Annotated in this window: 10 protein-coding genes and 2 pseudogenes; 9 read left to right on the forward strand and 3 right to left on the reverse strand. The window is 64.1% G+C overall.

The annotated features are described in order from the left end of the window. The first annotated feature begins 54 nt into the window (after window positions 1-54). The 4 genes from OCL97_RS19725 to OCL97_RS19740 all read left to right on the forward strand — a co-directional run bounded on the left by OCL97_RS19725 (window position 55) and on the right by OCL97_RS19740 (window position 4559). Window positions 55-462, forward strand: coding sequence for a MarR family winged helix-turn-helix transcriptional regulator (locus tag OCL97_RS19725; RefSeq protein ID WP_377371452.1), 408 nt, complete (start codon window positions 55-57; stop codon window positions 460-462). A gap of 725 nt (window positions 463-1187) precedes the next feature. Continuing rightward, a complete protein-coding gene (locus OCL97_RS19730) occupies window positions 1188-2291 on the forward strand; it encodes an amidohydrolase family protein (protein WP_377371453.1) in 1104 nt (367 codons plus the stop codon). An 18-nt stretch (window positions 2292-2309) separates the two neighbouring features. Continuing rightward, complete coding sequence (locus tag OCL97_RS19735) at window positions 2310-3572, forward strand: acyl-CoA dehydrogenase family protein (protein WP_377371454.1); 1263 nt, start codon at window positions 2310-2312, stop codon at window positions 3570-3572. Window positions 3573-3701: 129 nt separating this feature from the next. Further along, complete coding sequence (locus OCL97_RS19740) at window positions 3702-4559, forward strand: MBL fold metallo-hydrolase (protein WP_377371455.1); 858 nt, start codon at window positions 3702-3704, stop codon at window positions 4557-4559. Between the two features lie 22 nt (window positions 4560-4581). Here the strand turns inward: OCL97_RS19740 and OCL97_RS19745 are convergent, their stop codons facing one another. Continuing rightward, on the reverse strand, window positions 4582-4902 hold the full coding sequence (locus OCL97_RS19745) for a 2Fe-2S iron-sulfur cluster-binding protein (RefSeq protein WP_305703790.1): 321 nt from the start codon (window positions 4900-4902) through the stop codon (window positions 4582-4584). A gap of 159 nt (window positions 4903-5061) precedes the next feature. Further along, the gene (locus OCL97_RS19750) at window positions 5062-6330 is read right to left on the reverse strand and encodes a cytochrome P450 (RefSeq protein ID WP_068875484.1); all 1269 of its coding nucleotides are present in this window, start codon (window positions 6328-6330) and stop codon (window positions 5062-5064) included. 174 nt (window positions 6331-6504) lie between these two features. Here OCL97_RS19750 and OCL97_RS19755 point away from each other — a divergent pair, with 174 nt between their 5' ends. The 5 genes and pseudogenes from OCL97_RS19755 (at window position 6505) to OCL97_RS19775 (ending at window position 10678) form a co-directional block, all read left to right on the forward strand. After that, window positions 6505-7251, forward strand: coding sequence for an enoyl-CoA hydratase/isomerase family protein (locus OCL97_RS19755; protein ID WP_197422500.1), 747 nt, complete (start codon window positions 6505-6507; stop codon window positions 7249-7251). A 257-nt stretch (window positions 7252-7508) separates the two neighbouring features. Next, window positions 7509-7925, forward strand: coding sequence for an IS66-like element accessory protein TnpA (tnpA, locus tag OCL97_RS19760; protein WP_305703791.1), 417 nt, complete (start codon window positions 7509-7511; stop codon window positions 7923-7925). Further along, window positions 7922-8290, forward strand: a complete 369-nt coding sequence (tnpB, locus tag OCL97_RS19765; protein WP_305703792.1) for an IS66 family insertion sequence element accessory protein TnpB — start codon at window positions 7922-7924, stop codon at window positions 8288-8290. The genes tnpA and tnpB overlap by 4 nt, the downstream gene beginning before the upstream one ends. Window positions 8291-8362: 72 nt before the next feature. After that, window positions 8363-9455 (forward strand): annotated as a pseudogene (gene tnpC, locus OCL97_RS19770) (IS66 family transposase); the annotation flags it as partial. Window positions 9456-9579: 124 nt separating this feature from the next. Then, window positions 9580-10678, forward strand: a pseudogene (locus OCL97_RS19775) (IS1595 family transposase). Between the two features lie 306 nt (window positions 10679-10984). Here the strand turns inward: OCL97_RS19775 and OCL97_RS19780 are convergent. Further along, window positions 10985-11095 (reverse strand): hypothetical protein (locus OCL97_RS19780; RefSeq protein ID WP_377371459.1); only part of this gene is annotated, 111 nt, incomplete at its 5' end.

An 11095-nucleotide genomic window follows, 5' to 3' on the forward strand; every position in this document is an offset into this window, starting at 1 on the left:
CTGTCACAGGATGAGTTGGACAGCAGTTTCAGCCCTATGGGCGGAGGCTACCTCTTGGCCGATGTTACCCGCCTGATGCGAGCGGCTTTTGATGAGAAGATGCAGGAACTCGGCCTGACCGCGTCCACTTGGCGGGTTCTGATCTATCTACGCCGCAGCGACGGCATCTCTCAGGCGGCTTTGGCCCGGCTGCTTGACGTCAGCCGCGCCTCGCTTGGGCAAATTATTGATCGATTGGAGAAAAGTGGGCACGTTATACGCGCTGAACATTCAGAAGATCGACGCGTCTGGCGCGTGTATCTCACAGCAAAGGCACGGGCCATGATGCCCGATGTGGAGAGCAAGGCTAGGAGCCTGCACGCCAAGAGTTTTGGAAAGCTCGCTCCCAAGGACTATAAACAACTCTCGAAGATACTCGCAGAACTCCGCGATATTCTGGTAGCGAATGAAAGCGCCGTTTGACCTCGCTCGAAGGTCGCGAAACCAATGGCATGGCGGCTTCAGAGCCGAGGGCAATTTCGCGAACCGTGAGGCGCGGATAGGCCATTGCACATCTGCCAAAAAAAGGGCGGCGCGGCCGGTCGTCCGCGCCGCCTAAGCTTCCCTGGGCCCCCGGAGGTAGGCTGGGGCATCGGGCAGGATGGGGCCGCAGTGCGTGCTCTCGGAGACTGAAGAGCCGAATACCGAGCGAGCCTCATCGACTGATATTATGTACAAAGCAATATCGTAAGGCGCAATACGATAAATGCCCTCATGATGAGGATCGACGCTGAGGGCTTTGGTCGGCAGTATTGAAATGGCCAAACGAGGCGCGAGTGGCTGGTGGCGTGGTCGTCCGGCCGAAATCCTGCAGGTCGACCCGTCTTGCAAACCACCCTCTCGTTGAAGGCCCCTCACAGGCGTTCGTCCCGGCAAGCCGGCATACCCCCATATATGGCAAGTCAGCCCGTCGCGACCGGCGGTGAGCATGGGAACTCGCGGAGGGCGCCAAGCTCACCACGTCATTTGACACATAGGCGTTTCTGCCTAACAGATATATAGTACGCGCTCGTACACGATGGGTGATCGCCAAACGGTCGCACTCGGATCAGGCAGCAAGAAGCGGCGGCCAGCCGCCAAAGGCTGCGCGCGCACCAGCGCAGGCCCGGCGAGGACGCTTCTCTGAAACGACGCGAGGTTGGATAAAGATGATCAAGAAGCCTATATCCGCTGACTCGCACATCACCGAGCCGCCACATTGCTACGTCGACTACATCGATCCGAAGTTTCGTAATCGCGCGCCGCGGATGGAGCGGCTCGACAAGATCGGCGATGCCTTTGTTATCGAAGGACTAGCCTCGCCGATTCCAATGGGGCTGGTCGCCGCCGCTGGCAAGGACCCGTCGCAGATCACGACGCACGGCGTGGCTTTCGAGGATCTGTGGCGAAGCGGTTGGGACGCCAAGTTCCGTGTTGCGGACCAGGAAATAGACGGGATCGCCGCCGAGTTCATCTACCCCACGGTCGGAATGATGCTCTGCAATCATCCCGACTTCGATTTCAAGAAGGCCTGCTTCGAGGCCTACAATCGCTGGTTGCAGGAATACTGCGGTGAAGCTCCGGATCGCCTTTACGGTCTGGCGCAGGTTTCCATGCGCACGCCGGAGGACGGCGTCGCGGAAATCCTTCGAGCGAAGGAGATGGGCTTCAAGGGCGTGATGATGCCCGGCAACCCGGCCGTCGAAGACTACGACTCCACCGTCTACGACAAGGTCTGGGCGGCCGCCGTCGAGTGTGACATGCCGCTGTCGTTCCATATCCTGACCGGCAAGTCGGACGGACTCGCGGGCCAGACGCGCGGTCCGCGGATCAACGGCTTCCTGTCGATCATCCGCGGCTGCCAGGATGTGATGGGCACGTTCATATTCGGCGGCGTCTTCGATCGTTTCCCAGGCCTAAAGCTCGTCTGCGTCGAGGCCGACGCGGGCTGGGTCCCACACTACATGTATCGCATGGACCACGCCTACAAACGCCATCGCTATTGGATGAAGGCCCCGCCGCTCAAGCGCATGCCGAGCGAGTATTTCGTGGAAAACATCTATGTGACCTTCCAGGACGACTGGGTGGCGTTCAGGATGAAGGATATGTGCAATGTCCGTCGATTGATGTGGGCGAATGATTTCCCGCATTCGGATTCCACCTGGCCCCTGTCGCAGACCATGCTCGAAGAGCATACCAAGGACTTGAGCGAGCAGGAGCGGAACTGGATCTGCCACGACAACGTGGCGGAACTGTACAGGATCGCCGTCTGACGACTACGCAGTCTAAACGTGGCCGTTCTAGCGAGGTTGGAAACTGATCGCGTCTCTTCAAACAATGGAGTTCTTCTAGTGGCTGACGGCGCAGAGCAGACTATCGAGGTTTTTCGTCAGGACGTGCGAGCCTGGGTCCAGGTCAACTTCCCCCCGGACCTTAAGGGGCTAGGCAACCCGATCATGCTTGAAGAACGGCCGAAGCCGACCGAGGAACAGGTCGCCTGGCGCAAGGCGGTCGGCGAAAAGGGTTGGGGAACGCCGACGTGGCCTGCCGAATACGGCGGTGCGGGGCTTTCGTCGGCCCACGCCCGCGTCATCCACCAGGAATTTGCGCGCGCTGGCGCCTACAACCCGATCGGGGGAATGGGCGTCATGATGTTCGGCCCGACCTTGCTTGAGTACGGCGCCGAAGAACAGAAGCTGGAGCACATTCCGCCCATCTGCCGCGGCGAAGTTCAGTGGTGCCAAGGCTACTCTGAGCCCGGGGCCGGCTCTGATCTGGCTTCCCTGCAAACGCGATGCGAAGACAAGGGCGACCACTATCTGATCAACGGCCAGAAGATTTGGACGTCGGGCGCCCAGTGGGCGGACTGGTGCTTCTGTCTCGTTCGCACCGACGCCACGAAGAAGCATGAGGGCATCTCGTTCGTGCTCTTCACCATGCGCCAGCCGGGTGTCGAGGTGCGGCCGATCAAGCTGATCGCCGGCAACTCGCCGTTCTGCGAAACCTTCCTGACCGACGTGCGCGCCGAGAAGAAGGATCTGGTGGGGCCCCTGAACGCCGGCTGGACGATCGGAAAGCGGCTCCTGCAGCACGAGCGCTCCAGCATATCGAGCATGGGAAACGCCCTCGGCGGCTCCGCGGCCCTTCCAGATCTCGCCAAGGCCTATGTCGGCGTCGACACGCAGGGTCGCCTGGCCGACCGCGACCTACGGACCCGGATCGTTGCAAATGAGATGGACGGGCGCGCCTTCCAGCAGACGGCGATGCGGGCGATGGCGGAAGCCAAGGGCAATTCCGGCCCGTCGGCGGCGACCTCGATCATGAAGAACGCCGGCACCCGCTGGATCCAGGACCGGGCCGAACTCACGCTCGAGATCATGGGTCTCCAGGGCCTGGGCTGGGCGGGCGAGGATTTCACGCCCCCTGAGCTGGACGCCGTGCGCAGCTGGCTGGGCGGAAAGGCTAGCACGATCTATGGCGGCAGCCAGGAAGTGCAGAATAACATCATCTCCAAGCGGATCCTGGGCTTGCCCGATCTGACCGCAGCCAACTGAGCGAGTGAGCGTGGCAGAATTCGCGAGGGGCGAGCAGAGGCTTAAGAGTCAGCCGCGGTTGGACAATTGTTCAGCCTGGATTTCCCCCGCCGCGATGCGGCCCGCGACCATGACCAAAGGGAGGCTGCGATGCTGAGTTGGCAAGTTGGGGCGGTGAAGATCACCCGGATCGTGGAACTCCAGATTCCGATCCCATACAATCGAGCCAACCCCTTTCTGGCCGAGGCGACGCCCGAGGCGTTGCGAGCCATCCCGTGGCTGTACCCGAATTTCGTCAACGAGCAGGATCAGCTGCTGCTGTCCATCCACGCGCTGCTGGTGGATGCGCCGGGCCTGCGGCTGGTGGTGGATACCTGCATCGGAAACGATCGGCCCCGGTCCATTCTGCGTGGACAGCCGCTGGCCACCGGCTTCCTGCAGTCCATGGCCGAGGTCGGCTGGTCGCGGGAGAGTGTCGATGCCGTGGTCTGCACCCACCTGCATGTGGATCACGTGGGCTGGAACACCAAGCTTGAGGATGGCGCGTGGGTTCCGACATTTCCAAATGCCCGCTACCTCCTCGGCAAGACGGAATTCGCCCACTGGAGCGCAGAAGGCGACGAGGAACAGCAAACGATCCTGTCGGACTCGGTACAGCCCATTCTCGACGCGGGGCTCGCTGAGTTCGTCGAAATGGATCACCGCATCTCGCCCCACCTTCGGCTCACGCCCAGCACCGGACATACGCCTGGCCATGTCAGCGTGATGATCGAGTCCGAAGGTGAGTCCGCGGTCATCACCGGCGACATGAGCCACCATCCCTGCCAGATGGCCCACCCGCATTGGTCTCCCTCGTTCGATAGCGACCCAAGGGCGGCGGCGGCGACCCGCGCGCGACTGTTTGCCGAATGGGCCGACAAGCCGATCCTAGTCATCGGCACTCACTACGCGGCGCCGACGGCGGGATACATAATGCGGGAGGGCGCCGGGTTCCGATTTGACGCCTAGGGTTGGCTCGAACGGGTAGCGGCTAGTGCTGGCTCTCCGGCATCCGCACCACTAGGCCGTCGAGCGCGTCGCTGACCTTGATCTGGCAGGAGAGGCGGCTCGTGTCCCCGACGTTCTCGGCGAAGTCGAGCATGGATTCCTCCATGGCCGAGGCGGTCCCGGTCTTGTCACGCCAGGCCTCGTCCACATAGACGTGGCAGGTGGCGCAGGCGCAGGCGCCGCCGCAGTCGGCGTCGATGCCGGGGATGTTGTTCTTCACCGCGCCTTCCATGACGCTGAGCCCCGGCTTCACGTCGACGACGTGCTCGGTGCCGTCGTGCTCGATGTAGGTGATCCTCGACATTGACGCCCTTCGCTCAGGAGATGCAGCGGCCTGTTGGTGATGACGGATGAGTCCGGCGACGCGCGATCTGCTTCATCGACACGCCTCGAGCCCGGATGGTCCGGGCCCCAGGCGGTCGTTGACTTCAATCCTGAAGATCGTTCGCGCGCCGCCAGGCTTTCAATCGCGATGCGGGATGACAACCTGCATCGCCTCATATCCCTTGATGAAGGCCGAGGGCACGCGCCTGGGTTCTTCCATGACCTTGATCTCGGGAAACCGCGGCAGGAGCTCCTCCCACAGGATGCGCAACTGCAGTTCAGCCAGGCGGTTGCCGACGCAGCGGTGGATGCCGAAGCCGAAGGACAGGTGTTGGCGGGGCCGCTCGCGGTCGATGATGTAGGCGTTCGGGTTCTCGATCACCTCATCATCCCGGTTGCCGGACGCGTACCACATGACGACTTTGTCGCCCTTCCGGATCGTCTTGCCGCCCAGCTCGATGTCGCGGGTGGCGGTGCGGCGCATGTGGGAGAGCGGGGTCTGCCAGCGAATGGTCTCGGAGACCATTGACGGGATCAGGGCGGGATTGTCGCGCAGCTTGCGGTGCTGGTCCGGATTCTGGTTCATCGCCAGAACCGAGCCGGTCATGGAGTTGCGGGTGGTGTCGTTGCCGCCGACAATCAAGAGGATCAGGTTCCCGAGATACTCCATGCGGTCCATGTTCCGCGTTGCCTCGCCGTGGGCCAGCATGGAGATCAGGTCGCCCTTCGGCGGCGCGTTCACGCGCTCGTTCCAGAGGCGGGTAAAGTAGTCCACACACCCGAACAGCTCCTCCTTGCGCTGTTCCTCGCCGCGGCCCGCTTCAAAAAGCGGGGAGTCGTTGTCCGCGGTGGCGACGTCCGACCAGCGGGTGAGCTTGCGGCGGTCCTCCCATGGGAAGTCGAACAGAGTGGCCAGCATCTGGGTGGTCAGCTCGATGGACACCCGATCCACCCAGTCGAAGGGTTCGCCGATGGGTAGGGCGTCGAGGGTCTTGCCGATGCGCTCGCGGATCAGGGGTTCCAGAACATGCAGATTGGCGGGCGAGACGATGGGGCTGACGGTCTTGCGCTGAACGTCGTGTTTGGGCGGGTCCATCGCGATGAACATCGGAAGGGTGAAGTCTTCCTTGGGGTCGACAATGGTGATCGAAGGCTCTGAGGAAAACGCCTCGTGGTCGGTGTCGACCGCCATGATGTCGTTGTACTTGGTCACCGACCAGAACGCGCCGTCCTCGTGATGCTCCGCCGGGTGAAGATGGACGGGGTCCTCCGTCCGCAGGCGTTCGAAGTACGGCCAGATGGTGTCGGTTCGCCAAAGCTCGATGTCGGTGACGTTGATGTCCCCCAACGGCATGGCGTAGGCCTTTGCGCGGGCTTCGGCCTTCAGATCGATCGAGCCATCATCCATGGCGGTTCCCCAGTTGTACATTTTCAGTATCAGTGAAAAATGACGTAGGCGTCAACTTTATTCGCGTGCGTCTCGCAAGTCAGTTGTAGGCGGCAAAAATCCCAGTTGCCTGACGCCCGGAGAAGGGGACAACGTCGGAGAAACAACATCGGGTGAAGTTCAATGGATGATCTCGTGCTCCGCGCTGACCGGGCCGGCGTCTGCCAGCTGACGCTGAACCGGCCGGATAAGCTCAACGCGCTGAATGTCGATCTCTTCCGGGCGCTCGAGGCCCACATCGCCGACCTGGAAGCGGCGCCTGCCGGCGTCGTCGTGCTGCGCGGCGCCGGGCGGTGCTTCTCGGCGGGCCACGATCTCGGCGACATCGCCGCGGGCGAAAAACTTCCCCGCCCCAACTACCAGTCGCATGTGATCGAGCGTCTCGCCGACCTTCCCTTGCCGGTCGTCAGTGCGGTGCACGGCCATTGCTACACGGGCGCCCTCGAACTTGCCCTGGCCGCCGACATCATTCTCGCCGCCGAGTCCGCCAAGTTCGGCGACACCCACGCCAAGTGGGCGCTGACGCCGGTCTGGGGCCTCAGCCAGCGACTGCCGCGCCGGGTGGGGACCTACAAGGCGCGCGAGATGATGTTCACCTGCCGCACCTATTCCGGTCGGCAGGCCGAGACGATGGGCCTCGCCAACGCCTGCGTCGCGGACGCCGAATTCGAAGCGGCCATCGACAGCCTCGCCTCTGAGATCCTGGCCAATTCGTCGTTCAGCCATGCCGCCAACAAGCGGCTGCTGACCGAAACCGACGGCCTGCCCCAGCGCGCAGGTCTGGCGCATGAAATCTATCGAGGCGAAGGGGTGGGGCCGGATATGTCCGATCGCATCCAGGAATTTACGAGGCGCTCGACATTTCGACAAAGTCCTTCGTAAGACCTGGCAAGCATCGACACCCTGCGTGCTTGGCTCGACCGCCAGCTCGAGCCCGCGGACCAGCTCCCGCGCAGGACGTTGCTCGCAGCCGTTTCCGAAGAAGCGCTCCAGCCATATGGCTCGGAGCCCAAACAGCCCGGCTCAGCCGCAAATTGCCGAATGACGCTCTGCGTGCTGCGTAAGCGCTGTCCGGACCCCACCTTCCGCTGACGCTGCTGGCCGGTGATGGTGACGATCCCCTTGGTGCGGATCGTTTCATGTCTGGATTTAACCCTACGCTTGACCCTAGGCCGGTGCAGGTTCGCCGGCTGGAGGTGCTGACGGGCGTGGGCGGGCGGCGGCGCTGGTCGAGCGACGACAAGGCGCGGACCGTCGAGGAGAGCCTGGCGCTCGGTGCGACGGTGTCGGACGTGGCGCGGCGCCACGAAATCCGCCCGCAGCAGCTGTTCGGCTGGCGTCGCGGGATGCGGATCGTGGACCCTGAGCCGCCGATGACCTTCGTGCCGGCGCTGGTGGAGCCGCCTGCGAAGGCTGAGCGGGCGCGGCCGAGGCCGGCGCGGGCGGGTCGCGGCGACATCGAGCTGGAGATCGACGGGGTGGTGGTCCGGGTGCGCCGCGGCGCGGAGGCCAAGACCGTGGCGGCGGTGATCAAGGCGCTGAAGGCCGTGCGGTGATCCCTGCCTTCGCGGGGACGCCGGCCTCGGTGCGCGTGCTGGTGGCGACCCGGCCGGTGGACTTCCGCAAAGGCATGGGCGGGCTGGCGGCGCTGGTGAAGGATCAGCTGCTCAAGGACCCCTACTCGGGCGTGGTCTACGTCTTTCGCGCCAAGCGGGCCGACCGGGTGAAGATGATCTGGTGGGATGGCACGGGCCTGTGGCTCCTGGCCAAGACGCTGGAGCAAGGCGCCTTCAGCTGGCCGAAGGTGCAGGATGGGGTGATGCGGCTGACGCCGGCGCAGCTCGCGGCCCTGCTGGAGGGCCTCGACTGGCGGCGGGTGCAGCAGACGCGCCGGACGCGGGTGCCGCAGGCCACGGCCTGAAGGCTGCGGCGAAGTGAATCCGGCCGCACGCGGGGGCGCCACAAGGCCGCTCGAATATGGTCAGATCGCCCTATGGCCCAGGCGCTTCCCGGCGATGTCGAGACGCTGCAAGCCCTGCTCCTGAAGGAGCGGGCCGAGCACGCAGCCGCCCTGCTGGCCAAGGATCATGCCGACGCCGAGAACGAGCGCCTGCGCCAGATCATCAAGGCCTTGCAGCGCCACCGCTTCGGCCGGCGCGCCGAGACCCTGGACGCCGATCAGCTGGCCCTGGGGCTGGAAGACGTCGAGCAAGAGATCGCCGCCGGCGAGGCCGGGGCGGAAGCCCGCTTCGCCGGCCGCAAAGACCGAGCGCGCGGCCAGGCGGCGGACCAACCGCGGCGCGCTTCCGGCGCACCTGCCCAGGATCGAGACGGTCGTCGACATCGCGGACAAGACCTGCCCGGGCTGCAGCGGCGCTTTGCACAGGATCGGCGAAGACATCGCCGAGCGGCTGGACATCGTGCCCGCCCAGCTGCGGGTGCTGGTGGTGCGCCGGCCCAAATACGCCTGCCGGAGCTGCGAGGAAGCCGTGGTGCAGGCGCCCGCGCCGGCGCGGCTGATCGAGGGCGGGCTGCCGACCGAGGCGACCGTGGCCCATGTCGTGGTCGCCAAGTACGCCGATCACCTGCCGCTGTACCGCCAGGCGCAGATCTACGCCCGCCAGGGCATCGCCCTGGACCGCTCGACGCTCGCCGACTGGACCGGGCGGGCGGCCTGGCTGCTCAAGCCCCTGCACACCCGGCTGCTGGAGCGCTTGAAGGCCTCGGGCAAGCTCTTCGCCGACGAGACGACCGCCCCGGTGCTCGATCCTGGGCGGGGGCGGACCAAGACCGGCCAGCTCTGGGCCTATGCCCGCGACGACCGGCCCTGGGGCGGGCCCGACCCGCCGGGCGTGGTCTATGTCTATGCGCCCGATCGCAAGGCCGAGCGCGCCGCTGCGCACCTGGCGGGCTTCAAGGGCGTGCTGCAGGTGGATGGCTACGCCGGCTACCGGCCGCTGGCCGAGGCGGGCGACATCCGCCTGGCCTTCTGCTGGGCGCATGTGCGCCGGCGCTTCTACGAGCTGGCCGCCGCCGGACCGGCGCCGATCGCAAGCGAGGCGCTGGAACGCATCGCCTCGCTCTATGGGGGCACCTCAAGGTTTGTTACACGGACGGCGCTCGCCTTTATAACCCAAACGCAGCAGTTCGTTGATAAATATAGGAAATTATGATAATATCCTGCTTCGTTAGCGGGAGGCATTATCATCGATGACGGCAGAAATCCGCGAGATTCTGGGGCAGATCGCAACTGTCCAGGACATGGTCATTGCATTTGAGGACGAGGGCCGGTGTCGACGAGTTCTTGAGGCCGTGGTTTGGCCGTCTGGTCGAATATGTCCCGGCTGCGGCTATCGAAGGTCCACAATGATCACCGGTCGCGACAAGGGAAAGACGGCGAGGCCGGGGCTGTACCAATGCTCCAACGGCGCCTGTCGGCTGCAGTTCACCGCCACCACGAGGACGCCCCTTCACTCGACAAAGCTTCCGCTTCGCGTCTGGTTGACCGGGCTTTGGTACATTCTGCAATCCGACAAGGGCGTGTCCTCGATGCGCCTCGCCGAAGCGATCGGCGTCAGCCAACCGACGGCCTGGCGGATGGGCCATGCTCTTCGGTTGATGGTCGGACTGGACCGACAACTCGAAGGGGTGGTTGAATTCGATGAGTTCTACTTCGGCGGCAAGCCTCGTCGGGATGCCGGACCACCGAAGGCTGGTCGCGGCCAGAAGGGAAGGCCCAAGACATTGAAAACACCCGCCCTTTGTGTGGTGGAGAGGCCGCTGACGAAGGCAATCGGAGCCGTCGCCGGCGGTGCAGGGGCATCTGTCGTCGCTAATCTGTCGGAATCCGAGGCCGAGCGAGTGTTGACCCATGCCGTTGATCCCAGCGCCCATCTGATGAGCGACGAGTGGAGAGCTTTCGTCGAGGCGGGCGACGCGTTCGCGGCTCACGAGACGGTCCATCATTCGAGCGGAGAGTACGCCCGTGGGCAGGTCCACGCCAATTCCGCCGAGGGGATTCAATGATCGTGTGCGCCGCACGGTAAACGGCGTCTTCCACCATATCAGTCCGCGGCACGCCGACCTCTACTTCAACGAAATCGGCTTCCGATGGTCGCAGCGTGTCGTCGCAGGCCAAGCAACCCGCCAGACACGCAAAGGCCGGAAAGTCGAACGGACATTGTGGTCACGGATCGCGCCGGCCACGCAGATCGAGACTGCCTTCCGGTCTGCAGTCGGGCGACAAATGCGGCGCACGCCAGACGGAAGTATCCGCATCGTCTCATCCGTGGCTGTCTTTGGGTTATAAAGGCGGCGTGGTTGAGCGAACAAACCTTGAGGTGAGCCCACGTTCGGCCGGGCCCGTTGGGCGGCGACCGGCGGCCTGGTCGCATCGAGACTCAAGCCAACCTGATCCTGGGATTGAGCGAGGGCAAGCGGACATCCACCAGGCCGTCTCCGACAGCGGCAACCCGGCGTCAATCTCAGGAATCCCAAACGATTCAGTCAGGTCACAGAATGCTCAAGGCTCGGCTCGTGTGGCGGCAGTTTGGTTCGCACCAAGCGCCCCATGGGCGTTGGTTCCGCCCTGGCTGCATTGAATTTCATAGCCTGATCAGGCCTCTTGCTTCGGCGCGTAGCCGAGGATGGCCTTGGTTTCCAGGAACTCGTGGAAGCCGAAATCGCCCCACTCGCGCCCGTTGCCGCTCATCTTGTAGCCGCCGAA

The sequence above is a fragment of the Phenylobacterium ferrooxidans genome (assembly GCF_042714595.1).
GTDB classification, from domain to species: domain Bacteria; phylum Pseudomonadota; class Alphaproteobacteria; order Caulobacterales; family Caulobacteraceae; genus Phenylobacterium; species Phenylobacterium ferrooxidans.

Coding starts and splice junctions, on each gene's coding strand:
- OCL97_RS19730 (WP_377371453.1), top strand. CDS start 1,188: ATGATCAAGAAGCCTATATCCGCTGACTCGCACATCACCGAGCCGCCA.
- OCL97_RS19740 (WP_377371455.1), top strand. CDS start 3,702: ATGCTGAGTTGGCAAGTTGGGGCGGTGAAGATCACCCGGATCGTGGAA.
- OCL97_RS19745 (WP_305703790.1), bottom strand. CDS start 4,902: ATGTCGAGGATCACCTACATCGAGCACGACGGCACCGAGCACGTCGTC.
- OCL97_RS19750 (WP_068875484.1), bottom strand. CDS start 6,330: ATGGATGATGGCTCGATCGATCTGAAGGCCGAAGCCCGCGCAAAGGCC.
- tnpA (WP_305703791.1), top strand. CDS start 7,509: ATGTCTGGATTTAACCCTACGCTTGACCCTAGGCCGGTGCAGGTTCGC.